We start from the raw sequence: 26,283 nt of genomic DNA on the forward strand, positions 1-26,283 counted from the left end.
CATCGGACAAGTAACAAGCTTGTGACGCACTGTGACTGAAATATAATGTCTATCCAACGATGAAAGCCCGTAAGTTTCCTACCGATGCAGGTCCACCACTAGGTAGGAGTTCGCGATGCGGGTTCGCAGGATGCTGGGGATCACCGTGGGGCTGGCCGGCTTGCTGGCACCGGGCTTTGTTGCCCTGGGCGCCGAAGCCGTGCCGGCCGCGGTGGACGCGGTGGCGAAGAAGTGCAGCACCAAGGAGATCAACTGGTACGTCCGGGGCGGCAAGGAGGTCTACGTCGGGACCAACCTGTACTCCGACTGGATGGAAGGCCCCGGCCGGATCACGTACCAGAAGACCGCCACCTCGGAGTCCAACTCCTCGTGGACCGGCGACCTCGGCGTCAGTGCGAACGTCGTGATCGCCGAGATCAAGACCCAGTACGCCAAGACCGTCGGCAAGTCCCACTCGGTCTCCGACAGCTGGTCCTACACCGCCGAGGTCCCGAAGAACAAGGTCCGCCGCCTGCACCAGCTGAAGCTGTCCTGGCGCGTCCAGGTCGTGCGCTGGCGCTACACCACCACCGACTGCAAGAAGACCACCGAGGTCAGCAGCAAGACCGCGACCTTCCCGGTCAAGAACCATGACTACATGTGGATCCTCGTCGGCAAGGCCTGACCCAACCGTCAATCCGAGTTGATCCAGGTCCACGTCTCGGTCTCGGCGACGACGCCCGCCTGCTCGCACCAACCGGCGACCTTCCGGTGGTTCTCCTGCAGCGCGAGCCCGTCGCCGAGCTCGCCGGCGGCGACCAACGCGGAGAAGCACGCGACGAACCGATCGGCCGGCTCGCCCTCGAAGGTCTGCCCGAGCAGTTCCTCGAAGAACCGGGTCAGCGCTGCGAGGGCGGCGTACTCGGTGTAGACGGAGTAGATGTACTCGCGGCCCGGGTCCGAGCCCAGCGGCAGGTAGTCGTAGCTCTCGGCGAACGCGATGCCTCGTCCGGCGCGCTCGGCGTCGAGGGTCAGCCGCAGGCCGAACACGCAGTCGTTCCGGGTCCGTCGAACTTCCAGCAGCAGCTCCCGGCGATCCACCGGGCCAGCCTAGACGGCACCGACAACTCGCCTAACCAGTGGTGTTCAACAGATCGAGCGCGCTCTGCTGCCGCGCCGCGTCGAGCTTGTCGATCGGTCCGTACCAGCGCAGTCCGTACTGGTCCATCGCCGTCCGATCGCTCGCGAACGCCCGGTCGGCCTGCCGTTGCAGGTACGCCGTGTACGGGTGATCCGGCAGCGCCGCGTTGAGCTTGCCCAGCCCGCGCACGTACGCCCCCTTGAACGACGGCCCGTCGCCGCCGCAGTCACCCGACTCGCAGGGCTCCCGCAGAATCCCGTCCGCCGTGTGCAGGCCCGATGCCCTCGTCGCCGCGTCGGCCAACTGCCGAGCACGGGTCAGATACTGGCCGTTCCCCACCGACAGCTCGGTGAGCGCGCCGATCAGCACCCCCTGGTTGTAGGTCCACTCCGTCTGCCCGTTGTTCCGGCAGGTCGCGGTGTCGAGCCCGTCGTTCACCAGGTTCGACCCGTTGATCATCCCGCTCTGCTGGAACCACGCCCAGCCCGCCTGCGCGCGTTGCGCGTACGTCGTGTCGCCCGGGATCCGGTTGTGCAGCGCCGCACTCAGCTGGATGTAGAGCGAGTTGGTGATCGCGTTCTTGTACGTCTTCGCCTGGCTCCACCAGACCCCGCCGCCGCACGTGCTGTCCCAGTGCGCCGCCATGTGATCGGCGTCCGCGCGCGCGGTCTGCAGATAGCGCGCCTCTCCGGTCAGGTCGTACGCCGCGACCCACGCGAGTCCCCACCAGCCGGTGTCGTCGATGTAGTCGTTGCGGAACTGGCCCTGCTGCGCGTTCAGGTTGAGGTCGTACGTCCGGCCGATCGCGTACCGGTAGCTGTCCATCCCGGTCACCCGGATGTTGTCGATGACGGCGTTCAGCGCGTTCGCCGAGTTCCACCAGCCGGTCGTGTCGAACAGGCCGGTCGCGTAGTTGTAGTACTGCATCTGCGCGGTCGCCGCGGCCGTCCGCCGGTCGCCCGCGTTCCAGGTCGTCCGCGCCCACGGCGTACAGGTGATGTCCGGGCGGTCGCCGGCCTTGCCGCAGGCGCGCAAAGCGCCGACGCCGCGGTTGTTCCAGTCGTCGACGTTGTACATCTGCGTCCGCCAGCCGGTCTGGCCGGCCGGGACCGCGGTGTTGCCGAGCCGGCTGCCGGACGCCCAGGTCCGGCCGCCGTCGAACGAGCGGTCCAGCCACACCTCGTCGCCGGGAGCTCCGCCCTCGATCGAGGCCCAGCCCATCGCGTCCGCGTCGTCGAAGTGCAGCCTGACGGTCCGGCCGAACAGCGTCGAACTCACCGGCGAGCGGTCGCCGGGGGAGAGCGCCGGGTCGCGGGCGTCGCAGTACTTGTTGCAGATCGTCGCCTGGAGGGACATCGTCACCTCGGGTGTCGGGGGCGGCGGAGCGCCGAGCGGCAGGGTGGCCAGGGTGAGAACGGAAACGATTCCAACCAGCATGAGTTCTCCCTGGGGCGGTAGGAAGAGGGTGTCGGATGCAGTCTGGTCGCCGTGCGTGACGACGTCAATACGCAGAACTCTTGACCAATCCGGTGCATCGTCCTAGGAAGGGTCAACGACGAGGAGACGGATGCGCCGGCTGAACGGACCGATCGGTTACCTGCTCGCTCTGGTGCTGCTCGGCGGCACTGTGGGCGTGGTCGGCCCTGCCTTGGCGATCGACGGGCTCGACGACGTCTACAGCTACCTGGACGATCCGGGCCGGGTTTCCGAGGGGCAGGTCGCGCCCCACACCCGGCTCTGGCCGTACGCCGACGACGCCTCCGCCACTGCAGCATCCGGTACGCCGTACGTGCGCTCGCTCGACGGCACCTGGAAGTTCCGCCTGTTCGACAAGCCCTCCCAGGTCCCGGCCGGGTTCCAGAAGTCCGACGGCGCCACGTGGCCGACCGTGCAGGTCCCGCACACCTGGCAGAGCGACTTCCTCGACCACCCCGTCTTCCGCAACATCCCCGAGGAACTCTGGCCCGACGTCCCACCCAAGACCCCGCACGACGTCAACCCGACCGGCGCCTACCTGAAGACCTTCGACCTTCCCCGCACCGAAACGGGCCGCCGGCAACTGCTCCGCTTCGAGGGCGTCACCAGCGGCTACTTCGTCTGGGTCAACGGCAAGTACGTCGGCTACGACCAGGGCGGCTACAGCCCGGCCGAGTTCGACATCACCGACGCGGCCCGCCCGGGGGCGAACACGGTCGCCGTCCAGGTGCACCGCTGGTCGGCCGGCTCCTATCTCGAGGACTACGACCAGTGGCGGTACGCCGGGATCTTCCGCGACGTCTACTCGTACTCCGTCCCACGCTCGCGCGTCCAAGACGTCGCGATCAGCACCGACCTCGACCCGGCGTACCAGGATGCGACGCTGAAGGTCGACGCCTCGCTGGTCGATGCCCGCGGCTACCAACTGACGGCGTCGTTGCGTGATGCAACCGGCCGCGAAGTCACGGCACTGAGCGGCAAGGCCGACAGAGACGAGCTGAAACTCAGCGGCCTGGTCAGGGCGCCGGCGAAGTGGTCCGACGAGACGCCGACCCTCTACCGCCTCGTGCTCACGCTCACCGACGAGCGCGGCCGCGTCGTCCATCGCACCAGCCAACAGGTCGGCTTTCGCGAGATCGAGGTCAAGGACAAGCAGGTCCTGCTGAACGGGAAGCGCGTCCTGTTCCGCGGCGTCAACCGCGCCGAGACGGATGCGGCGACCGGCCGGCACGTCACCCGCGCGGCGATGGAGCGCGACGTCAAGCTGATGAAGCAGCTCCACATCAACGCGGTCCGGACCTCGCACTACGAGAGCGACCCGTACTGGTACGAGCTGGCCGACAAGTACGGGCTGCTGATCGACGACGAGGTCGACATCGAGACGCACGCGCACGAGAACTGCCCGAGCAACTGCCTGGCCGAAAAACCCGAGTGGCAGGCGGCGTACGCCGATCGTTTCACCGCGATGGTCGAGCGGGACAAGAACCACCCGAGTGTCGTCTTCTGGGACACCGGCAACGAGGCCGGGCTCGGTGCGGCGCACTTCGCGATGGCCAGGTGGGCCGACGAGAACGACCCGACCCGGCTGCTCTACCACCAGTCGAACACCCCCGACGGCGATGCGCCGTACGCCGATGTCGCCGGTCCCCGCTACCCGACGCCGGCAGCGCTGGAGTCGAAGGCCAAGACGTTCACGAAGCCGATCGTGATGGGGGAGTACGCGCATGCCATGGGCAACGGTCTGGGCAACTTCGACCAGTTCTGGGCGCTGGTCCGCAAGTACCCGTCACTGCAGGGCGGCTTCATCTGGGACTGGGCCGAGCAGAACCTCGACCAGCCGCTGATCACCACACCGGACTCGTCACGGCGCCGGCTGCAGACCTTCTTCGTCGGCAAACCATCAGTTGCCCCCGGCAACACGGGCCAAGGCCTCGAATTCTCCGGCCTCGACGACTTCGTCAACGTCTTCCGCGACCCTGCCCTGGACGTCGCCGGGCCTTTGAGCGTCGATGCCTGGGTCAAACCCGATGTCTGGTCCGGCTCGTTCCCGATCGTCACCAAGGGCAACCAGTACGCCCTGCAGATGCCGAACGCCGGGACTCTCGAGTTCCGCGTCACCCTCAACGGCGTCGAGAAGGCCGTCACAGCACCGGTCCCGTCGAACTGGCACGACACCTGGCATCGGGTGACCGGCTCGTACGACGGCTCTGCGCTGACCCTCTCGATCGACGGTCGGCCCACTCGCCTCCCCGCCACCGGCACCATCGAACCCACCATCTGGGAAGTCAATCTCGGCCGCAACGCCCAGCTCCAGCAGGACCAGACCCGCACCCGCCTGGCCCATGGCACCATCGACACCGTCCGCATCCTGTCCGGCACCGAGCCGGTCCTGGCCCTCGACTTCGAGTCCACCAGGACCGAGGGGTCGTTCCCCAGCCTGGGCCTCAGTTTGTCCGGCACCGACGGCCTGGTCAGCACCGACCGAACCCTCCAACCCGAAACGGCGGAGCTCGCGTGGGCCCAGTCGCCGCTCCGCTTCACCTCGACGAAACCCGGCGTCGTCACCGTCCACAACGAACAGCAGTTCGCCCCGCTGACCTTCACCCTGAGTTGGTCGATCCGTGAAGCAGACAAGGTCATCCGCCAGGGCAAGCTCCCGATGACCCTTCAGCCTGGTGCCAGCCGAACGGTGACCATTCCAGTGTCTCCGAACCCCACGGAACGCTTCCTCAATGTGGATGCCGGCTCACTGCAGCACGACCAGTTCTCCTTGGGCGGCACGGTCGCACCCACGCGCATCACCCCGGGGCGACCCGCGATCACCACCACCCCAGGTCGCACGACCATCTCCGGAGCAGGCTTCGCGTACGCCTTCTCGAGTGGTCAGCTCGTCTCTATGGTTGCTCGGGGCAAGGAATTGCTGCGTCACGGCCCGGCCCTCGACGTCTGGCGCCCGCCGACCTCCAACGAGACCTACGACTGGGGCACCGCCGATCGCCTGATCTGGAACAAGCTCGGCCTCGACCGCCTGCAGACCACCACCGGCACACCCACGACTCGCCGCCTTGCGGACGGCCGCGTCCAGGTCGTCGTACCGAGCACGGCCGCCGCGCCGGGCCACGCCGCCGAACTCGCCTTCCGCCAAACGATGACCTACACGATCGATGCCGCCGGCACCATCACGCTCGCCCACCAGGTCACGCCGACCGGCAGCAAACTCTCCACCCTGCCGTACCTTCCGCGCCTCGGCTTCCAGCTCCAGGTCCCCGACAAGCTCGCCGACTTCGCGTACTACGGCCGCGGCCCCGAGGAGTCCTACAACGACCGCTCCAAAGGCACCCGCATCGGTGTCTACCGCAGCACCGTCGACCAGCAGTACGTCGCCTACTCCCGCCCGCAGGCGTACGGCAACCACACCGACACCCGCTGGACCACCTTGTCCGACAAGCAGCACGGCCTGATGGTCGCCGCCGCGCCAGGTAGCTCGGTCGACGTCAGCGTCACGCCGTACGACCGGCTCGACCGTGCGGAGTACGACTTCCAGCTGCCGCTCGTCCGCAACCGCGGCTGGGTCACGCTGCACGTCGGCGCCGCCGAGACCGGGATGGGCGAAACCCCGAACGGCGTGCTCGCGCCGTACCGGATCGACCCCACCAAGCCCCGCGCGTACGCCGTGACGCTCCGCCCGCTGTCGGCCGCCGAGTCGCTACTTCATTAGCGGCCGGATCGTGTCGCCCGTGGTCACGTGCGCGCTCACCGGCGAGTTGACCTGACCGGGAAGCGCGATCACCGACCCCGGGATGCTCTTCCCGGCAACGGTGAGCCGATCCACGTTCCGGCTCCCCGCAGCCAGCAGGTACGTCGTACCGGTCGGCGAGCGCCAGGCGGTCGTCGCCAGCACGTTCTGGTCGAACCTGCTGCAGATCGCCGTGTTCGTCGCCTTGCCGGCCGGCAGCCCGGCGGGGAACAGCTTCACGCTTGCCCAGCCGCCGCCCTGCCAGCTGTCCGACCGCGTGCACACCCAGGCGCCGTACGTCCCGTCCGGCAGCCGCTGCTCGGCGAACGTCCAGTTGTTCGCGGCCTTGACGCCCTTGTTCTGCAGGGTTTGCAGCCCGCAGACAGTGCGCGACCAGCTCACCAGCGCCGCGCCGCTGGTCGCCTCCCGCGGGAACCGCGCCGGACCCTGTGACGGCGGCGGCATGTACGTCAGGTGGGCCGGCGACAGCCCGCCCAGGTACGTCACCAGGAACGCGTGCTTCTCCGCGATCGCCTCCGACGACCGCAGTTGCATCGCCGGCCAGTAGGAGCAGTCGGCGGTCGGCGGCTTCACCGGCGCGGTGATCCCGTCGGCCGTGGGCAGCTTCCCGGCCGGGGTGTCGGGCTTCTTCAGGTCCCGCAGGCCGGTCTCGGCGACCCACGGCGCGGTCAGGAAGCGGACGCCGTCGGCGCTCTCGCTGATCGCGACGGCGGCCGAGGTCGTCACGTCCGCGTCGTCGGTCCGCGCGACGACCAGCTTCCCGCCGTTGCGGTCGCTGTAGCGCGCGATGCGCTGCCCGTCGTGGACGAGCACCACGCCGGCGCCGTCGACGTCTCCGGCGTACAGCAACTGCGGCGCCTCGGTGGGCGCGGTCATCGGTGCACCGGCGACGGACGTCACGCTCGTCCCGTCGGTCCAGGTGTTGAGGGCCCTCGACAGCAGCTCGCGGTCCTTGATCCGGTTGCCGCGGACCGGCCATGCGGTGAAGTCCACGCGCGCCGTGTCCTGCCACAAGACCTTCGAACGCCGGAGGTCGTCGACGCTGAGCTGCTTGGTCTCCTGCTGCGCCACGACGGGGACCGCCTGCGTGGTCGACTGCCCGCGTCCGGCGGTCAGCGCGAGCGAGGCGAGCAGGATCAGCGCCAGAACGATCGTGACGATGATCGCCACCGCCCGGCCGCGCGCCTTGCGGCGCATCAGGTCGGTCGGAGCCAGCCGCACGGCGCAGGGGTCGAACACTTGCGCGTCCAGCGGCCCGCGGACCCCCGCGACGGCGGTCTCGTCGAGCTCGGCCGCTTCCTTGATCGCCGCGGCGGCGGCATCGATTCCCGCCGCGCGGAGCTCGCTCTCCGCCTCGGCGACGCCGAGGTGCTCGATCCGGACCAGCGCCCACGCGGCGCGGGCCTCCGGCGTACAGGCGGACATCGCCTGGTCGAGCACGAGGTCGTCCGCCGCACCGGAGCGCGGGAACAGCCGGAAGCCCCAGACCGCCGGCAGCAGCCGCAGCGGCGTCCGGGCGCGTGCCTGCCGTACGGCGTCCCGCAGCACCTTGCGGCGGATGTACGCCGCGGCGCTGGTCTCACCGATCAGCTGCCGCTCCAGCTTGCGCCGGTCGGGCATCGCCCGCTGCACCACGCCGTGCGCCGCGAGGACGCGCCGGTGCCGCCCCAGCGACGACGGGAGGACCAGGTAGGCCAGTCGCACCAGCGCCGGGTAGCTCTCCAGCAGTGCCGCCTCGACCTCGGCCGGACCGACCTCGGTCTCTGTCCGCTCCGCCAGCGTGTGCACGTACCCACCACTTCTCACATCGACCCCGTTGACCTCAATTCCAACGAACGACGGCTGCTCACGTCACACGAACTTCTCGATCCGGTCACAGCCGGAGTGTCAGGGGGTGCCGGATCCCGGCTGCTCGCCGTACTCGAGGGTCACCGGCTGTAGTGGCGGTTATCCTCGCCCCGTGAGCAGCCAGAGCGAGAAGAACGACGAGGGGCGACCCAGCGCCGACGCGGTGACCGGACGCTGGGACGGCGTCGACGTGCACTTCGGTGAGGAGGGTGGTCGCCTCACCTACGGGAGCTACCTGCGGCTGCCCCAGCTGCTCGACCAGCAGCGTCTGGAGTCGGACCCGCCCGCCCATGACGAGCTGCTGTTCATCACCATCCACCAGGTGTATGAGCTGTGGTTCAAGCAGGTCCTGCACGAGATGACCGCCTCCCGCGACGCGATGCTGTCCGGTGAGCTCTGGCTCGCGCAGCACCTGCTCCGCCGCGTCCACACGATCGAGCGGACCCTGACCCAGCAGGTCGACATCCTGGAGACGATGACGCCGCAGGACTTCGGCGAGTTCCGGCACCGGCTGTCACCGGCCAGCGGGTTCCAGTCGGTGCAGTTCCGCGAGATCGAGTTCCTGTCCGGCGCGAAGGACCCGTCGTTCGTCAAGCGCTTCCGCGGGCTGTCCGACCTGGAACGGGCCCGGCTGGACCAGCGACTGGAGGAGCCGACGCTGTGGGACGCGTTCCTCGTCGTACTGGAGGCTGCAGGTTTCGCCACGGCCACGGAGGACGACCTGCGCACCGGTCTGTCCGCAGTCGCCCGCGACCGCGCCCAGTACGGCGCCGTCTGGGAGCTGGCCGAGGCCCTCCTCCAGCACGACGAACTGGCAGCCGCCTGGCGCGCTCGGCACGTGGTCATGGTCGAGCGAATGATCGGCACCAAACCAGGCACCGGCGGCTCATCAGGAGCCGGCTACCTACGCTCCCGCCTCGACCTGCGCTACTACCCCCACCTCTGGCACCTCCGGACGTCGCTGTAGCCCTCGTCTGTCGGGCCGGGCCAAGCAGGCAGTTCTGCGTTAGTGTCACGCCCTTGAACTGGCTCCCGGGAGGCGGCACGTGAAGCTCTACTCCGCAGTGCGAACCCAGCGTTTCTGGCAGGTCTTCGGCGACCTCATGCTCGTCGGCTGGATCGCCCTCTGTACGGCGCTGGGCCTGGCCGTCTTCCGCATCACCAACGCCCTCGGCTACCCAGGCCGCAAAGCCGCCTCCGCCGGCGACGGCCTCGCCGAAGACCTCCGCAAACTCTCCGAACCCGTAGGCCGCGTCCCCGTCGTAGGCGACGAGCTGAAAGCCCCCGTCGACGGCGCCGCCGGCGCCGCCGTCCGCCTCGCCGACGCCGGCCGGGAACAAGCCCACGCCGTAGAACAACTCGCGTACTTGCTCGCCGGGGTCACCATCACCCTCCCCGTCCTCTTCGCCCTCCTGATCTGGCTCCCACGCCGCATCCGCTTCTCCCGCCGAGCCACCGCCGCCCAGAAGTTCATCGACAACGCCGCCGACCTCGACCTCTTCGCCCTCCGCGCCATGGCCAACCAGCCCATGCACAAACTCGCCAAGATCTCCAACGACCCCGTCACCGCCTGGCGCTCCGGAGACGCAGCCGTCATAGCCCAACTAGCCGACCTAGAACTCCGCTCCACCGGCCTCAAAGCCCCCAAACAACTCACCCCACCACCCCCCACCGACCCCGAACTCACCCAGTAGCTGCCGGCCCCTCACCACCCCGGGCCCTCTCACCGCCCCGGCCCCTCGCCACCCGGGCCCCCTCGCTACCCGGGCCCCTCGCCACCCGGGCCCTTCATCACCCCGGCCCCTCACCACCCCAACCACCCCCCTCGGCCTCCGCCCCTTCACGCTTTCCTTCCGGCCGCAGCAACCCCAACCCCCGCGAACCTCCCCGGCCGCATCCCCACCAACCCCAGCCACAGCACGCCGTACCACCATCCGCTCAACCACCAACCTGGCCCACCCGTCTACCCTTAAGAGCATGGCAAGGGTGCTGCTGGTCGAGGACGACGACGCCATCCGCACGTCCCTCAGCAAATCCCTCACCTCCGCCGGCCACGTGGTCACCGCCCTCGCCGGCGGAGCCGACGGCGTCGCCGCCGTCGCCCGCGACAAACCCGACGTCCTCCTCCTCGACCTAGGCCTCCCCGACCTCGACGGCCGCGACGTACTCGCCATGGTCCGATCAGTCAGCGACGTCCCCGTCATCGTCGCCACCGCGAGGGACGACGACGCCAGCGTGGTCGCCCTGCTCGACGCCGGCGCCGACGACTACGTGATCAAACCCTTCAGCTCCGTCCAGATCGACGCCCGCATCCGCGCCGTCCTTCGCCGTAAGGGCCCTGAGCAACAATCCGAGGCCCTCCAGCTCGGCGCCCTCTCGATCGACCCGCGCAGCCGCGAGGTCACCGTCGACGGCAGCCCGGTCGACCTGACCCGCAAGGAGTTCGACCTCCTGCTCGCCCTGTCCCGCCGCCCCGGCGCCGTCGTCACCAAACGCGAACTGCTCGCCGAGGTCTGGGGCCTCCCGTGGGGCGGCGGCGACCGCACCGTCGACGTCCACCTCTCCTGGCTGCGCCGCAAACTCGGCGAAACAGCCGCCCAGCCGAGGTTCCTGCACAGCGTCCGCGGTGTCGGCATCAAACTCGCCGCCCCCGAAGGCGGCTGACGATGCGCCGCCGGATCCTGCTGCTGTCCGTCGGGATGACGACGCTCGTCGTGCTCGCGTTCGCCGTACCGCTGACCCTGCTGATGCGCGACGCCGCCGCCGAGAACGCGCTCGAGAAAGCCCAGCTCCGGGCACAGAACGTCGCGTACTACGTCGGCGACAAGGACCACACCCCCGACGACATCTCGGCGTACATCGAAGACGTCGCCGACGACGGCCCCGGCCGCATCTCGGTCGAGCTGCCCGACGGAACGCTCCTGGGCGAGGGACCACCGGGCGGGATCGACAAGCCCGAGTCGGTCCCCGGCGGTTACGACTCCGGCAAGAAAGGCCCGCCGAAGGTGTCGCCCGCGACCTTCCGCGACGTCGACGGCGGCAAGGTCACCGAGATCGACGTCGGCACGTACGACGGTCCGGCGGGCGTCTGCCTCTTCCTGACCACGCAAGAGCTGTACGACGGCCTCGCGCTGCAGATCGGCCTCCTGATCGGCGGCAGCCTGCTCGTCCTCCTCCTCAGCATCGCCGGCGCCGAACTCGTCTCCCGCCGCCTGGCCCGCCCACTCGAAGAAACAGCCCGTACGGCGGAACGCCTGGCCCGCGGCGACACCGACGCCCGCGCCCCGACCACCGGCCCCGCCGAGGTCGCCCAGGTCGGCGCCGCCCTCAACGGCCTCGCCGACCGCATCGACGAGGTGATCGCCGTCGAACGCGAAGCCGTCGCCGACCTGTCCCACCGCCTCCGGACGCCGCTCACCGCACTCCGCCTCCAGGTCGAAGCCCTCCCCGACCGCGAACGCGCAGAGGAGCTCAACACCCAGGTCACCTCCCTCGAACGCACCCTCACCGCCGTCATCCGCGCCGCCCGCCGCCCTCAACGCGAAGGCCGCGTCCCGCACTGCGACGCCGTCGAGGTCGTCCGCACCCGAGCCGCCTTCTGGGCTCCCCTCTTCGAGGACCAGGGCCGCCGCCTCACCCTCGACCTCCCCACCCCACCCGCCGAGATCCGCCTCGCCGCCGAAGACCTCGCCGCAGCCCTGGACGCCCTCGTCGAGAACGTCGTAGCCCACACCCCCGACGGCACCGCCGCCCGCATCACCCTCTCCCGCGAACGCGTAGCCTCCGCCCCCGGCATCCGCATCGTCGTCGCCGACGAAGGCCCCGGCATCCCCCTGGGCGCCGGCACCCGAGGCCGCAGCGACCGAGGCTCCACAGGCCTAGGCCTGGACATAGCCCGCCGAGCCACCGAAGCAGCCGGCGGCACCCTCACCATCCACGACGCGGCCGTCCACCTCACCTTCCTCAGCAAGTAAAGCCCCCACGCGCGCCCCTCCGGTCGCTAGCGCTCCCTCCGTGGCGTGCTCCCACCCACCCTTTGCAAGGTGTGCGGCTATCGCCGCCAAGTGCGCGTGCTGTCGCCCGCTTTATTCGATAGCGGGGCGTACCCACTGGACTGCTGTCGCGCACCTGCCGGCGTTCGCTCACGCAGGCATTCGCCCACGCAGGCCCTTCCGTTCGCTGGCGCTCACTCCAGTGCCTGCTCCCACCCACCCTTCGCGACCGCGTGCGGCTATCGCCGCCGAGTGCGCGTGCTATCGCCCGCTTCAGTGAAAGCAGGTGGTCCCGGGTGGCTGTTGGCGTGTGATGTGCGGGCATCTCCTACGCCGTCCGGTCGCCCGCGCCTCTCGCATCCTCCTTTGCGAGTGGTACCGCGACTAGGTTACGGCGCACTTAAAGGTTCCAGTACGGACGCTTTATCGCTGGAGATTATGCGGCTATGGCCTGTCGGCACGAGCGTGTTGGCCGCCATCGGAGGTACCTCCCCCGATGTCATGGCATGGGTGACGGCGACACCTGAGGTGAAAGACTGAGGACCACGCTGCAAGCGTCGAGCTGCCACGCAGTTGCAGCAGTTACGTCGTCAAGCTCGGCAACGCGGTCAAGTTCCATCGGAGTCGGTCGATCGGTCGGCCCCGTCGCGCCGGGGTCGTTACATGGGCGCAGCACGGGGTTCGATCACCGTGACTCTGGGTAGTCTCCGCCTGAGGTGGTTTGGGTCCGAGGAGGCGGCATGCGGATCACGGTGTATTTGTTGCGCCCGAGTGTGGCGTTTGCGAAGGAGACGCTTCGCGAGCACAACCGCTTCAAGGAGTGCTCCGTCGTACCGCCAGACGCCGAAGAGGTCGAGTGGCGGCTGTTCATGAATCCAGGGTCACCGCACGATGCGGGATGGCTGAAGCACCTTCGGCCTCTGTTCGCCGCCCAACCGCCGGTCTCCAGTTTTGGCCTGTCGCCGGGAGCCGTCTTGTTGGTCCGGGCGCACGGGCGGGTGTTTGCGGTCACGTTCGGAACGGGCTTTCACGCTATCGATGACGCCGTGAAGGAGCCGGACTTCGGTCTCCTGGTCGCTGCGAACTCGGTTGATCCAGAGCAGGTAATGCTGGCGGAGGCACGCGGGATGGGGAAGGGCCGGCGCAATGCGCTGAGTACGCTGCCGACACCGAACGAGATGTTCGCGTTGGGGTTGCTGACCGACGAAGAGTGGATTCGGCGATTCGGGGGAGTGGCCGAGCTTCCCGGTTTCGCACGCACTATCGCTGGAGCCGACTCGTTGACCCTTGTGATCGACGAGTACCGCCTGGCCGACCTCCCCGCGACCTTGGGGAAGGCATTGGAGCTGTGGCAAGCAGACGCCTACAAGACCCGATTTCCGTTCCTGACCTACTTCCGCCGGGTCTCCGACAAAGCACTCATCGCAGAGTTGGATGACGCAGTCGAAGCGCTCTTGTGTGCTCGGGACCCTGACGTTGGCTTCGCTGTGCCGGATGAACTCCGCCTAACCGCCGATTGGTATCGAGTTGCGCGTCGCCGCAACTCGCATGATGTCTATGAACTGCTGACCCATGACCTCTTCGCAGCGATCGACCAAGTCGGCGGCTGGGACGCTCCCTTGACCGCGGTCAAGGTTGAGGCCTACGACATGAACGGTGACATCGTAAGCAGTGCGCGAGCGCTGCGGTCGTATGTGGTCGCGACGGTGGAACGCCTCGCCGGAAGTTCGAAGCAGCAGTACACATTGACGGCCGGGATCTGGTTCCGAGTCGACCAGGAATACGTCGAGCAGGTCGATCGTTTCCTGAGCGCGAAGATCCCCGATCTGACCGCGGACCTAGGCTTGCCGGTGTGGGACGAAGCCTTCCTCGAGGCGAACGTCGATGGCTCGTACGGCGAGCAGAGGTACAACACCTGGGCTGGAGGTCAGTTCGGCCATGCGGTTCTCGACCGGAAACTCTATCGCGGCAAGGCTGGGGAGAAGGTCGAGATCTGCGACCTTCTCACGAAAGCGAAACACCTGATCTGTGTGAAGCGTATGGACGGGAGTGACAAGTTGAGTCACCTCTTCCAGCAGGGATCGGTGTCCGCGCTGCTGACCGTTCGTAATGACGATTATCAGGCCATGCTGATGAACAAGATGCACGAACTCGACCCCACCGCCGAGTTCGGCATCCCTCAGGAGTGGACCGTGGTGTACGCCCTGGCAACGGGCAAGCCGGGCGCGCTGAAGGACATCATGTACTTCTTCTCGCGCGCAGCTCTGAAGATGCATGCCGAGGAGATCCTCAGCCGCGGCTTCAAGGTCGGACTGGCGAAGATCGATCGCATCGCCGGAGTGCCTCCCAGCCCGTAAATTAGGTAGCGTGCTCCGGGTCCGCCGCTCCTCCATGCCGGGTCTACGCAGGTCACGCTGTCCCGTCACGGTTCGGCGAGGGAGCGGCAAACTTAAGAATCGCCGGATACTCCTTGCACGTTGAGTGATTTCTGGCGATCCTCACCGTCTGGCCGACGAATTCCGTGCCCCGCGTGAAGATCCCGAGCGTCGTGCGTCCGATGTCCTCCGACGCGATCCCCAACAGCTGTTCGTCCTGCATTGGCAGGGATAGCTCCAGCTCGCGATCGGCGTTCCGCGAAGGCCGGGCGATGAGCGTGATGGCCTCATATTCGAAGGTCGTCTGCAGGAACGTCGTCGGTACGCCGTACTCCAGGAACAACGCGTTGCTCTCGCCCTTGGCTCGAAGTGCGGGACCTTGAAGCGCCCGTCATCTGGGCTCGGCACTGCTTCGTTTGCACCGAAGCGCGGCCGGGTGTCCTTCAGGGTTGACAAGATCACATGCTGTGCGCCGCTTCTTCCTCCAGCGTTCGCTGGATCCAGTAGTTCGTCACCTCGAAGGCGCCGTACGAACTCTCGAATGCCACGCGCAGACTCGCTTCGTCGTCAAGGTCCGCCGCGACCAGTTCGGCGGCGGCTGCGACGAGTTCCTGGGCCGATCCAGGCCGCGTCGAGGTCGTACGCCGTACCCACCATCAGCCAGGATCGCCCGCACCAGTCCGCAGCCCTGCGAACCGGTCGCTCCGACCACCACGGTGATCAACTCTTCTGCTCGGAGATCTCGACATCTCCTTCAGGGATGACTTGGGTTGAAGCACTACCACGGCATCGAGTGTGTGCGCCTGGTTGATGCGTCAACCCCGCAAGGTAGGATGTTGACGTGGCGAACGAACCGTGGCTCGGGGACGACGAGCAGAAGGCGTGGCGCAGCTATCTGCTGATGTGGAAGCTGCTGGAGTCGCACGTGGCTCGGCATCTGCAGCGGGAGTACGGGCTGTCGGCGTCGGACTTCGAGATCCTGGTCAACCTGTCGGAGGCGCCGACCGGGCGGATGCGTGCGTTCGAGCTGGGGGAGGCGACCCAGTGGGAGAAGAGCCGGATGTCGCACCACCTGACCCGGATGGAGAAGCGGGGGCTGATCGCGAAGATCGCCTGCGACGCGCGGTACCCCGAGATCGCGATCACCGAGCAGGGGCTGGAGGCGATCCGGGCCTGCGCCCCGGCGCACGCCGCGCTGATTCGCGAGTTGGTCGTCGAGACGCTCGGCACCGACCGCCTGGTGGCGCTCGGCGAGGCCGGCGCTGAGGTGGCGGCCGCGGTCGAGAAGCACCGCCGGACCACCTGCCCGCCAGAGGTCCGCGGCGAGTGCTGACCCCGCCGCAGCTCACCAGCTGAGAGGCGCTCTCAGCAGAGTCTCAGCAGGACTTGATCGCAGCTTGAGGTTCCCTTGGCGTGGGCCTGAGCCCAGTACGGCGAGGCTGCGGGCATGGTCACCTCAGGAGTCCCTCACCTCGCCCGCACCCGCTGGCTACGGCGCGCAGGTGCCGCTGCTGTCGCGACGGCCGTACTAGGCCTCGGCAGCACCGGCCTGGCCGTCGCCGTACTGACCGCACGCCAGCCGGACACCTCCAGTACGACGGCCAGCACCCCCAACGATCAGGGCGCCAGCGACCAAGACAGCACCAGCGGACTAGGCCAGGCCGACCAGGACGCCCCCGCGCAAGGCGGGAGCAACGGCTCATGACCGCCACCCGCACCTGGACCGCCTGGAGCTGCACGGTCCGCCTCACCGTCGACGACCCCACCGCGCTCTCACCAGCCTGCGGCGAGCTCAAGCTCCTCATGGACCGGGTCGACAAGGCCGCCAGCCGCTTCCGCGACGACTCCGAGCTCGCGACGGTCAACGAGCGCGCCGGAGCGATGGTCCCGGTCTCGCGCCTGCTGGTCGACCTCGTCGACGTCAGCCTGGTCGCCGCCTCCCTCAGCGGCGGCGCGGTCGACCCCACCGTCGGCGCGGCGGTGATAGCGGCCGGCTACGACGACGACATCGAGCAGGTCCGTCAACGCAAGGCACCTGTCCTCATCCCGCCAGTCGTGCCCGGCTGGCAACGCGTGCAGCTCAACCGCAAGCAGGCCCTGATCGGCATCCCCGAAGGAAGCGCGCTGGACCTCGGTGCGACAGCCAAGGCCTGGACCGCCGACCGTGCCGCACTGGTCCTCAGCAAGCGCCACGGCTGCGCCGTACTGGTCGAGATCGGCGGAGACCTCCGCGCAGCCGGTACGCCGGCCGAACCGTGGGTCATCAAGGTCGCCGAACGCGAAGGCGACCCAGCCGTCGCCGTCACCCTCGCCCACGGAGGTCTGACCACCTCAACCCGTACGGCGCGCACGTGGGACACCGAGACCGGCACAGCCCACCACGTCATCGACCCACGCACTGGCAAGCCCGCGGACGGCCCCTACCGGACAGCCTCCATCTGGGCGCCCACTGCCGTCCGCGCGAACACCTTCAGCACAGCGATCATCGCCACCGGCGAAGCCGCACTCGGCCGTCTCACCCTGGCCCGCCACCCAGCCCGCCTAGTCGACGCCGACGGCGAAGTCACCGAGTTGGCTGGCTGGCCCGCAGCGAGCAGGGCCGCCTGATGACCCTCTGGTACCTGGCCCGCGCCGCCGGAGTCACCGCTCTGGTCCTCTTCACTGTCGCAGCCGCACTAGGCCTCCTCGCAGCAGGCGGACGCAAGCCGGAGCAACGCTTCTGGCTCCAGTACGTCCACCGCTCGGCCTCCGCCACCGGTCTGGTCCTCCTGCTGACCCACGTGGTCGCAGTACTCGCCGATGCGCACGTAGACATCAGCACGTCGGCCCTGATCCTCCCCTTCACCTCCGGCTACCGCCCCTTCGCGATCACCGTCGGCGTACTAGCCCTGTACGGCGTACTGCTCGCAGCCATCGTCGGCGCAGCCCGTGGCCGACTGGCTCGCTCCCACGCATTCACCAAGCGCTGGCGCTCGATACACGTCGCCGCCTCTGTCGGCTGGCTCCTATCGATCGGCCACAGCCTCCTCGCCGGTACCGACCGGGGTACGCCCTGGATGCTCGCCCTCACCCTCGCCTGCCTGGCCGCGGTAGGTGCAGCAGCCGCAGTCCGCCTCACCAGCCGCACAGCCAGAGCCAGTACGCCGCTCAACCTCGCCCGAGCCGGGAGAACCCGATGACCATCCTCCAGGAGACCCCGCAGCAGCTCCGGGTGATCGGCGAAGCGCGCCTTCTCGCCGGACTCGACAGCGGCCGAGCCGACCTCGCCCGTCACCTCTGGACTCACGGCGAACAACCCCAGCTGACCCGAGAGGCCTACACCACTCTCACCGAGGAGGCAGGACTCAAAGGCCGAGGCGGAGCAGGCTTCCCAGTCGCTCTGAAGCTCGCTGACCTCCCGGCCAAGGGCATCGAGGCAGTAGTCGTCAACGGCTCCGAGAGCGAACCGGTCAGCCGCAAGGACCGCCTCCTCCTCGCCCTGGCGCCCCACCTGGTCCTCGACGGCGCCACAGGTCTGGCGCGCGCCCTCGGAGCGCCCCGCGTCGTCATCGCCGTGCACGACGCCACTGCGGCCGCGTCCCTCCGGGCAGCCGTCGCCGAGCGCACCACCGACGAGGCAGAACACCGCTACCGCAGCGACGGCGTCGACATTCAGATCGCCGACACCCCCGGCCGCTTCGTCGCCGGAGAGGCCCGAGCGGTCCTCAGCATCCTCGACGGCGGCCCAGCGGTCCCACCCGGACGGCGTACGCTGCCGACCCGTCAAGGCCTCGACGGCCGCCCGACCTTCCTCTCGAACGTCGAGACCTTCGCCCAGCTCGCCGTACTCGCCCGACTCGGCTCCCGCCAGTTCAGCGCCACCGGCCTCCGCAGCGAACCCGGCACGCAACTTCTCACGATCGCCGGTGCCGTCCAGCGGCCCGGCGTACTGGAGACGCCCACCGGCATCCCGCTCGACACCGTCCTCCAGTACGTCGGTGCGGAGGCCGGTCCGGTCCTCCTCGGCGGCTATCACGGCACCTGGCTGCCGCAGACCGACGGCGTCACCCTCACTCGCCCACAGGTCTCAGCCGGCATCGTCCTGGCGCTCGGCTCGACCACCTGTCCGCTCGGCGAAGTACACCGCGTCGCACGGTGGCTCGCGAGCCAGTCGGCCGGCCAGTGCGGCCCCTGCCTGTTCGGACTCGGCGCACTGGTCGACGACTTCGCCCGGCTCCTCCAAGGCGACCCCACCGGCTGGCAGGACGCGCAACGCCACCTCGGGCTGGTCCCCGGTCGAGGCGCCTGCGCACACCCCGACGGCTCGTCGCGCTTCCTGGCCTCGGCCTTGGAGGTCTTCAGCGACGACCTGGACAGACACCTGACCACCGGCACCTGCGGCCGCGCCGTACAAGGTGTCCTTCCTGTCCCCGGAGGTGCTTGGTGACGGACCGCCAGCTCGAAATAGACTGGACCCGCTGCGACGGACACGGCCTCTGCGCCACTCTGCTGCCCGACGACGTCACGCTCGACGAGTGGGGTTTCCCGATCCTCAGCGGCCGCCGCGTCACTCCAGGTGAGCTCACGAACGCCCGCCGCGCAGCCCTCGCCTGCCCGGCCCTGGCCCTGCGGCTGCACCGGACCTGAACGGCGCCCGTCCAGCTGTTAAATGTGAGCTGTAAGGCACCTCGAAAGGACCGTCCCGCCATCACACCAGTGACAGAAGTGGACTAATCTCTGAGGGAGGCGCACAACGGCGTGCGGCCGGGCGCGGCAGCGTCGAGATCACGCGTGTGGAACGGTGGGGAATGCAGAGCAAGCTGGACGTCCAGAAGGCCGATGTGCTCGCCAAGGCAGTGGCTGCGGGAACACACGGGCACGACAAGTCGGTGGACCCCGAGAAGCTGAGGAGCTTCCTGGAGCGGTACTACCGGTACGTGGCCGCCGAGGACGTGGCCGAGCGCCAGCCGCAGGACTGCCTGGGCGCGGCCAAGCACCACTACAAGTCGGCCACCTCGCGTCCGCAGGGCACGGCCAAGGTGCACGTCTTCACCCCGACGGTGGAGGAGCACGGCTGGTCGGCCAACGGCCGGACCGTGGTCGAGATCGTGGTCGACGACATGCCGTTCCTGGTCGACAGCGCCGCGATGGTCGTCACCGACCGCGGCCTGGAGCTGCAGCTGCTGATCCACCCGCAGTTCGTCGTACGCCGTGACGTCGCCGGCACCCTGCAGGAGGTCCTGGACGACGCCAGCGTGCCGGACGGGCACGACCTGGTCCGCGAGAGCTGGATGCACCTCGAGGTCGAGCGGATCGCCGACCCGGCCGAGCACCGCGAGCTGGAGAAGGCGCTGCAGCGCGTCCTCGGTGACGTGCGCGAGGCCGTCGAGGACTGGCCGAAGATGCACGAGAAGGCCGTCGGCATCGCCAACGACCTGGCCGTGAAGGGCGCGAGCCTGCCGGTCGGCGCGACCGAGGTCGAGGAGGCCCGCGAGCTGCTCGAGTGGCTCGCCGACGAGCACTTCACCTTCCTCGGCTACCGCGAGTACGCGTTCACCATGCGCGGCGACCAGGGCCTCCTGCGCGGCGTACCGGGCACCGGCCTGGGCATCCTGCGCCCTGACCCGGCCCAGGGCGAGAACGCCGGGCTGCTGCCGCCGGAGGTGAGCGCCAAGGCTCGCGAGAAGAAGCTCCTGATCCTGACGAAGGCGAACTCGCGCTCCACCGTGCACCGCTCGTCGTACCTGGACTACGTCGGTATCAAGTCCTTCGACGAGAACGGCGAACCGGTCGCCGAGCAGCGCTTCATCGGTCTGCTGTCGTCGACGGCGTACACCGAGAGCGTCATGCAGGTCCCGGTGCTGCGGCGCAAGGCGCTGGAGCTGTTCCGGCTGACCGGCTTCGACCCGAACAGCCACAGTGGCAAGGGCCTGCTCGACGTCCTGGAGACCTACCCGCGCGACGAGCTGCTGCAGGCGCCGGTCGAGGACCTGCTGCCGATCGTGCAGTCCGTGCTGCACCTGCAGGAGCGCCGCGCGGTCAAGCTGTTCGTACGGCGTGACGTCTACAACCGCTACCTGTCCTGCCTGGTCTACCTCCCGCGCGACCGCTACACCACCGCGGTCCGGCTGAAGATGCAGCAGATCCTCAAGGACGCGATCGGCGCCGACTCGGTCGACTACGCCGCCTACGTGACCGAGTCCGTGCTGGCCCGGGTGCACTTCGTGGTCCGGATGAAGCAGGGCCAGACGGTCGGCGAGTACGACGCCGACCTGCTGGAGCAGCGGGTGGTCGAGGCGACCCGCGCCTGGCAGGACGACTTCGCCGTGGCGCTGCACGCGCTCGGCGGCGACGGCGCCGTCACCCGCCTGAACAACCAGTACGCCGGTGCGTTCCCGGAGGCGTACAAGGAGGACTTCGACGCCCGCGTCGCCGTCCAGGACGTCACGATCCTCGACAAGCTGCCGGCCGAGAACGGGCTGGCGATGTCGCTGTACTCGCCGATCGACGAGGAGTGGGAGGGCGAGCGCCGGTTCAAGGTCTACCGGACCGGGTCGCCGCTGTCGCTGTCGCAGGTCCTGCCGCACCTGACTCACATGGGCGTCGAGGTGATCGACGAGCGACCGTACGAGATCCGCCGTCCCGCCGGCAGCACGGCGTACATCTACGACTTCGGCCTGCGCGCGCCCGGCGAGGCCGAGGAGCGCGAGGAACTGCGCAAGCTCTTCTCCGACACCTTCCGCGCGGTCTGGGAGGGCCGGGCCGAGTCCGACAAGCTCAACGCGCTCGTCCTGCGTGGCAACCTGAGCTGGCGGCAGGTCTCGATCCTGCGCGCCTACCAGCGCTACATCCGCCAAGGCGGTACGCCGTTCAGCCAGGACTACATCGAGAACACCTTCCTCAACCACGTCGACGTCGCGAACCTGCTGGTCCAGCTGTTCGAGGCCTGCTTCGACCCGGCCCGCGGCGACGCCGACGACCCGGTCCGGCGGGACACGATCGCCCAGCTGGAGAAGGAGATCGGCGCTGCGCTGGACACGGTCAAGAGCCTGGACGAGGACCGGATCCTGCGGTCCTACCTGACCGTGATCAAGGCGACCCTGCGGACCAACTACTTCCAGCCCGGACCGGACGGCGAGCCGCGCGCCTACGTCAGCTTCAAGCTCGAGCCGAAGGCGATCCCGGACCTGCCGCAGCCGCGGCCGGCGTACGAGATCTTCGTGTACTCGCCGCAGGTCGAGGGCGTGCACCTGCGCTTCGGCGCGGTCGCGCGCGGTGGTCTGCGCTGGTCGGACCGGCGCGAGGACTTCCGGACCGAGGTGCTCGGCCTGGTCAAGGCGCAGATGGTGAAGAACTCCGTGATCGTGCCGGTCGGCGCGAAGGGCGGCTTCTACGCCAAGCAACTGCCCGACCCGCTGGTCGATCGCGATGCCTGGCTGGCCGAGGGCATCGCGTCGTACAAGACGTTCATCTCGGGGCTGCTCGACATCACCGACAACATCGTCGCCGGTGACATCGTGCCGCCGCGCGACGTCGTCCGGTACGACGGCGACGACGCGTACCTGGTCGTTGCCGCGGACAAGGGAACCGCGACGTTCTCCGACCTCGCGAACGGCGTCGCCAAGGAGTACGGGTTCTGGCTCGGCGACGCGTTCGCCTCGGGCGGCTCGGTCGGGTACGACCACAAGGCGATGGGCATCACCGCCCGCGGCGCGTGGGAGTCGGTCAAGCGGCACTTCCGCGAGATGGGCCACGACTGCCAGAACGAGGACTTCACCGTCGTCGGCGTCGGCGACATGTCCGGCGACGTGTTCGGCAACGGGATGCTGCTGTCGGAGCACATCCGGCTGGTCGCGGCGTTCGACCACCGGCACATCTTCCTGGACCCGACGCCGGAGGCCGCGTCGTCGTTCGCCGAACGGCAGCGGCTGTTCGACCTGCCGCGCTCGTCGTGGGCCGACTACGACACCGCGCTGATCTCGGCCGGTGGTGGCGTCTACCCGCGCACGGACAAGGCGATCCCGATCTCCCCGGAGGTTCGCGAAGCGCTTGCCCTGGAAGGGAATCCGGCCACGCTGACGCCGGCCGAGCTGATGCAGGCGATCGTCAAGGCACCGGTCGATCTGTTCTGGAACGGCGGCATCGGGACCTACGTGAAGGCGGCGTCCGAGACGCACGCGGACGTCGGCGACAAGGCCAACGACGCGATCCGGATCAACGGCGCCGACCTGCGCGCCCGCGCGGTCGGAGAGGGCGGCAACCTCGGCTTCACCCAACTCGGCCGGATCGAGTACGCCGCGGGCGGTGGGCGGATCAACACCGACTTCATCGACAACGTGGCCGGCGTCGACACCTCCGACCACGAGGTGAACATCAAGATCCTGCTCGACAAGGTGGTCGCCGACGGCGACCTGACCGAGAAGCAGCGCAACGACGTGATCGCGTCGATGACCGACGAGGTCGGCGCGCTGGTGCTGAAGAGCAACTACCGGCAGAACATCGGCCTGGCCAACGCGACCTCGCAGGCCGCCCAGCTGATGCACGTCCACCAGGACTGGGTCCGCCGGCTGGAGAAGCAGGGCCTGCTGGACCGGGAGCTGGAGTTCCTGCCGAGCATCGCGGAGTTCAAGCGGCGCAAGCTGGAGGGACGCGGGCTGACTTCGCCCGAGCTGTCGGTGCTGATCGCGTACACCAAGATCGTGATCGAGGCCGAGCTGCTGAAGACCTCGCTGCCGGACGACGACTTCCTGTCCAACAAGCTGGTCAGCTACTTCCCGCGGGCGATCCAGGAACGCTTCGCCGAACCGATGAAGTCGCACCAGCTGCGCCGCGAGATCATCACCACCCAGGTGGTCAACGAGTTCGTCAACTCCTCGGGGATCACCGCGTTCCACCGGCTCTCGCTGGAGACCGGCGGTACCGCCGAGGACGTCGTACGGGCCAACCTCGCGGCGTCGCGGATCTTCGCGCAACCGGACCTGCTGGCCCTCAACGCCGACCTCGACAACGTCGTCGACGCCGAGACCCAGACCCGGATGCGGCTCGAAACCCGCACCCTGGTCGAACGCGCCACCCGCTGGCTGGTCAGCAACCGACGCCCCCCGATGGACATCGCCGAACTCATCGAGTTCTTCACCCCCGGCATCGCCAAGCTCACCACGGCCCTGCCCGACGTCCTGCGAGGCCGCGAGCTCGCCCTCTTCGAACAGCGCCGCCAGGCCCTGGTCGAGAAGGGCGTCCCCGCCGACTTCGCCACCCGGATCGCGGTCCTGCCTCCGGCGTACGCCGGCCTCGGCATCGTCGAAACCGCCGACCACGACGACCTCGACATCCTCGAGGTCGCCAAGGTCCACTTCGCCCTCGGCGAGCGCCTCCAACTGGGCCGCTTCCTCGAGCGCATCGTGGGCCTTCCCCGCACCGACCGCTGGCAGACCATGGCGAGAGCCGCCCTCCGCGACGACCTCCACGCCGTCCACGCCCGCCTCACCGCCCAGGTCCTCGCCACCACCGACCCCACCGCCGAACCCGAAGACCGAGTCATCTCCTGGCAGGACCAGAACGACGCAGCCCTGTCCCGAGCAGCCACCATGCTCGAAGAAATCGTAGAAACCGAAGGCCCAGAACTGGCCCACCTCTCGGTAGGCCTCCGCCTGGTCCGAACCCTCATGGTCAACCAGGCCTAACACAACGGAGGCCGGGCACAACCCCCGGCCTCCGTCGCTCACCTGCTCTCCCAAGCCTCCGCTGTCCCGCGCCCCCGACCGCGCCCTCCGCCGCTACCTGCACTGCCGCGCGACCCCGGCGATTCCCGCCCGCCGCGGCCTCCGCAGCCTGCACTCCCAGACCTCCGGCGTCCCGCGCTCGCCTGCGCCTTCCGCAGCCCAACGGCTCTCGAAGTCTCCAGCGTCAGGCGCGCCCGGCTCCGGCCTCCGCAGCCCACCTGCTCCAGACCTCCGACGCCTCGCGCCCCGGCGGCTTCATACCCAGCCCAACAGCTCTCCCAAGCTCTTGGCGCCCCGCACTCCCGGCCGCGGACTCCGCGGCAGACCTGCCCTCCAAAGCAACCCCGACCCACCTCCTGCGCCGGCCCCAGCCCACCCAGCCCCAGCATCACGCGCCCAGCCCTGGCTTCCGTAGCCACCTGTTCTCCGAAGCCACTCCGGGCTCACTCATTTCCCACGCTCGCTGGGGACCCCCAGCCGAACACCAAGGACTGAGCTTCGTGATCGCGTTGCCCGGCGTCTGTTGTCTGGCCGGATCTGCGGCCATGCCGGGCCGTCACACGTCCACAGCACCCGGCCTCACGCTCCGCCCCACGCCGCTCCCACGACGAACGATCACCCACCTGCCGGGCTCCCCGACCGCACCACGAACCGCCGGTGCGATCCGTTCAGCTTCGCGCCAAGTCAGCGTTGCTCCACATGACGATCGGGTCAGTCGCCTGCCGGGGCCTCAGCCGCTCCGCGAGCGCCTGCGTGATCCGGTCAGCTTCGCGCCAAGCTCGCGTTGCTCCCCACTGCGAACGGTCACCGGCCTGCCAAACCGCCTGCGCTGCGCTTCGCCGGGTGCCGGCTCAATTGGCCAGACTCACGGCAAGGGGTCGGGCCCGCGGCGAGAGCGGCTGACTCGGCTCTCCGAGCGGCAAGCGGGCGAATGCTTCGGCAGACGCCAGGATCGGCCGGCTGGCACCTTACCCGGACCGGGTTAGCGGTCGGTAGTTGCGCGGCGGCGTCAGCGGCGGGCGGTGCTGTGGACGTTTGCCTTGGAGAGGCGGAGGGCTGAGGGAAGGGCGCCGCCCAGGAGGCGGCGTGCTGATCGCGGTGGCGGCCAGTGGTTCGGCTGCTGCCGGACGGCTGCCGTTGGGTGGGGTGGGATCGGGCCGACGTGCTGTCAGCGGTCGGAGACGATGACTTCTACTGAGTACTGGTCGGCTCGGTAGCAGTGGTCGCCGAATTCGACGGCTGAACCGTCGGCGTCGTAGGCGCTGCGGGTCATGGTGACCAAGGGTTCTGCTTTGGACATGTGGAGGGTGCGGCGTTCTTCGGCGGATGCGTTGCGGGCGCCGATGCGTTGGCGGGCGACCGTGGGGCGGATGCCTCGCGCGCGGAGTACGGCGTACAGGCCCTCGGTGGTGAGTTGTTCCTGGGTGAGGTCGTCCATTGCTGGGGGCAACCAGTTGCGCATGATCGCGAGTGGGAGGTCGCCGGCGTAGCGGAGGCGGACGATGGCGACCAGTGGCGTACCCGGCGGCAGACCGAGGGCTTCGGCGGCGCGGTCGTCGTGGGCTGCGCAGTTGAGGGAGAGGACCTCGGTCCGTGGCGTGCGGCCTTCGCGTTCCAGGTCGTCGTACAGGCTGGTGAGCTCGGCTTTGCGGTGGACCATCTGGTTGGCGACGGTCGTGCCGATACCGCGGCGGCGGACCAGGAGGCCTTTGTTGACCAGCTCGGAGATCGCTCGCCGGACGGTCGGCCGCGACAGGCTCAGGCGGTCCGACATGGCGATCTCGTTCTCGAACGGGTCGCCGGGGCGCAGGACTCCGTCGGTGACGGCAGCCGTCAGCTGTTCGGCCAGTTGGTGGTACAGCGGTACCGGGCTGGTCCGATCGATCTGAATCGGCAGGGCGGCCATGGCCGGATGGTACAGGAGAGAGGTATGTATGTCCCGACGTGAAAATGTGCTTACAAAGTATTGACTCTCTCTGGCCGGACCGGAAAGCTGGGGCGCGGCAACCGGCGT

General features: G+C 68.8%; 19 protein-coding genes. 14 read left to right on the forward strand and 5 right to left on the reverse strand.

The features are described from left to right. The first annotated feature begins 115 nt into the window (after positions 1 to 115). A complete protein-coding gene (locus HDA39_RS39285) occupies positions 116 to 664 on the forward strand; it encodes a hypothetical protein (protein WP_184804140.1) in 549 nt (182 codons plus the stop codon). Between the two features lie 8 nt (positions 665 to 672). On the opposite strand, the gene HDA39_RS39290 is transcribed toward HDA39_RS39285, so the two are convergent. Further along, on the reverse strand, positions 673 to 1,080 hold the full coding sequence (locus tag HDA39_RS39290) for a hypothetical protein (protein ID WP_184804143.1): 408 nt from the start codon (positions 1,078 to 1,080) through the stop codon (positions 673 to 675). Between the two features lie 31 nt (positions 1,081 to 1,111). Then, positions 1,112 to 2,557 carry a glycoside hydrolase family 76 protein gene (locus HDA39_RS39295; protein ID WP_184804146.1) on the reverse strand — a complete coding sequence of 482 codons (1,446 nt, stop codon included), beginning with the start codon at positions 2,555 to 2,557 and terminating at the stop codon, positions 1,112 to 1,114. Between the two features lie 130 nt (positions 2,558 to 2,687). Between HDA39_RS39295 and HDA39_RS39300 the strand changes: the two genes are divergently transcribed. Then, positions 2,688 to 6,314 carry a glycoside hydrolase family 2 TIM barrel-domain containing protein gene (locus HDA39_RS39300; RefSeq protein WP_184804149.1) on the forward strand — a complete coding sequence of 1,209 codons (3,627 nt, stop codon included), beginning with the start codon at positions 2,688 to 2,690 and terminating at the stop codon, positions 6,312 to 6,314. Here the strand turns inward: HDA39_RS39300 and HDA39_RS39305 are convergent. Beyond that, positions 6,303 to 8,141 carry a hypothetical protein gene (locus HDA39_RS39305; RefSeq protein ID WP_184804151.1) on the reverse strand — a complete coding sequence of 613 codons (1,839 nt, stop codon included), beginning with the start codon at positions 8,139 to 8,141 and terminating at the stop codon, positions 6,303 to 6,305. The genes HDA39_RS39300 and HDA39_RS39305 overlap by 12 nt on opposite strands. 172 nt (positions 8,142 to 8,313) lie before the next feature. Here HDA39_RS39305 and HDA39_RS39310 point away from each other — a divergent pair, with 172 nt between their 5' ends. The 5 genes from HDA39_RS39310 to HDA39_RS39330 all read left to right on the forward strand — a co-directional run bounded on the left by HDA39_RS39310 (position 8,314) and on the right by HDA39_RS39330 (position 14,550). Next, the gene (locus HDA39_RS39310) at positions 8,314 to 9,168 is read left to right on the forward strand and encodes a tryptophan 2,3-dioxygenase (RefSeq protein WP_337926084.1); all 855 of its coding nucleotides are present in this window, start codon (positions 8,314 to 8,316) and stop codon (positions 9,166 to 9,168) included. Positions 9,169 to 9,247: 79 nt separating this feature from the next. Continuing rightward, the gene (locus tag HDA39_RS39315; protein WP_184804155.1) at positions 9,248 to 9,895 is read left to right on the forward strand and encodes a hypothetical protein; all 648 of its coding nucleotides are present in this window, start codon (positions 9,248 to 9,250) and stop codon (positions 9,893 to 9,895) included. 283 nt (positions 9,896 to 10,178) lie between these two features. Continuing rightward, positions 10,179 to 10,865: a response regulator transcription factor gene (locus HDA39_RS39320; protein ID WP_184804158.1), complete on the forward strand. Its 687-nt coding sequence runs from the start codon at positions 10,179 to 10,181 to the stop codon at positions 10,863 to 10,865. Positions 10,866 to 10,867: 2 nt separating this feature from the next. Then, a complete protein-coding gene (locus HDA39_RS39325; RefSeq protein ID WP_184804161.1) occupies positions 10,868 to 12,175 on the forward strand; it encodes a sensor histidine kinase in 1,308 nt (435 codons plus the stop codon). Between the two features lie 758 nt (positions 12,176 to 12,933). Then, positions 12,934 to 14,550: a DUF6119 family protein gene (locus tag HDA39_RS39330; protein WP_184804164.1), complete on the forward strand. Its 1,617-nt coding sequence runs from the start codon at positions 12,934 to 12,936 to the stop codon at positions 14,548 to 14,550. Positions 14,551 to 14,602: 52 nt separating this feature from the next. Here HDA39_RS39330 and HDA39_RS39335 read toward each other — a convergent pair whose 3' ends face one another. Next, on the reverse strand, positions 14,603 to 14,911 hold the full coding sequence (locus HDA39_RS39335; protein WP_184804167.1) for a Rossmann-fold NAD(P)-binding domain-containing protein: 309 nt from the start codon (positions 14,909 to 14,911) through the stop codon (positions 14,603 to 14,605). A gap of 498 nt (positions 14,912 to 15,409) precedes the next feature. On the opposite strand from HDA39_RS39335, the gene HDA39_RS39345 reads away from it, so the two are divergent. The 7 genes from HDA39_RS39345 to HDA39_RS39375 all read left to right on the forward strand — a co-directional run bounded on the left by HDA39_RS39345 (position 15,410) and on the right by HDA39_RS39375 (position 24,230). Then, positions 15,410 to 15,901, forward strand: coding sequence for a MarR family transcriptional regulator (locus HDA39_RS39345; RefSeq protein ID WP_184804169.1), 492 nt, complete (start codon positions 15,410 to 15,412; stop codon positions 15,899 to 15,901). Positions 15,902 to 16,015: 114 nt separating this feature from the next. Continuing rightward, positions 16,016 to 16,273, forward strand: coding sequence for a hypothetical protein (locus HDA39_RS39350; RefSeq protein WP_184804172.1), 258 nt, complete (start codon positions 16,016 to 16,018; stop codon positions 16,271 to 16,273). Further along, positions 16,270 to 17,175, forward strand: a complete 906-nt coding sequence (locus tag HDA39_RS39355; RefSeq protein WP_184804175.1) for an FAD:protein FMN transferase — start codon at positions 16,270 to 16,272, stop codon at positions 17,173 to 17,175. Before HDA39_RS39350 ends, HDA39_RS39355 begins: the two co-directional genes overlap by 4 nt. Beyond that, complete coding sequence (locus HDA39_RS39360; RefSeq protein ID WP_184804178.1) at positions 17,175 to 17,747, forward strand: ferric reductase; 573 nt, start codon at positions 17,175 to 17,177, stop codon at positions 17,745 to 17,747. Before HDA39_RS39355 ends, HDA39_RS39360 begins: the two co-directional genes overlap by 1 nt. Beyond that, positions 17,744 to 18,994 carry an NADH-ubiquinone oxidoreductase-F iron-sulfur binding region domain-containing protein gene (locus HDA39_RS39365; protein ID WP_184804179.1) on the forward strand — a complete coding sequence of 417 codons (1,251 nt, stop codon included), beginning with the start codon at positions 17,744 to 17,746 and terminating at the stop codon, positions 18,992 to 18,994. The genes HDA39_RS39360 and HDA39_RS39365 overlap by 4 nt, the downstream gene beginning before the upstream one ends. Next, positions 18,991 to 19,194 carry a ferredoxin gene (locus tag HDA39_RS39370; RefSeq protein WP_184804180.1) on the forward strand — a complete coding sequence of 68 codons (204 nt, stop codon included), beginning with the start codon at positions 18,991 to 18,993 and terminating at the stop codon, positions 19,192 to 19,194. The genes HDA39_RS39365 and HDA39_RS39370 overlap by 4 nt, the downstream gene beginning before the upstream one ends. A gap of 161 nt (positions 19,195 to 19,355) precedes the next feature. Continuing rightward, positions 19,356 to 24,230 carry an NAD-glutamate dehydrogenase gene (locus HDA39_RS39375; protein ID WP_184804181.1) on the forward strand — a complete coding sequence of 1,625 codons (4,875 nt, stop codon included), beginning with the start codon at positions 19,356 to 19,358 and terminating at the stop codon, positions 24,228 to 24,230. A 1,207-nt stretch (positions 24,231 to 25,437) separates the two neighbouring features. On the opposite strand, the gene HDA39_RS39380 is transcribed toward HDA39_RS39375, so the two are convergent. Continuing rightward, positions 25,438 to 26,175, reverse strand: a complete 738-nt coding sequence (locus tag HDA39_RS39380) for a GntR family transcriptional regulator (protein ID WP_184804182.1) — start codon at positions 26,173 to 26,175, stop codon at positions 25,438 to 25,440. Between the last annotated feature and the right edge of the window lie 108 nt (positions 26,176 to 26,283).

Origin of the sequence: Kribbella italica (assembly GCF_014205135.1) — a bacterium.
Taxonomy (GTDB): domain Bacteria; phylum Actinomycetota; class Actinomycetes; order Propionibacteriales; family Kribbellaceae; genus Kribbella; species Kribbella italica.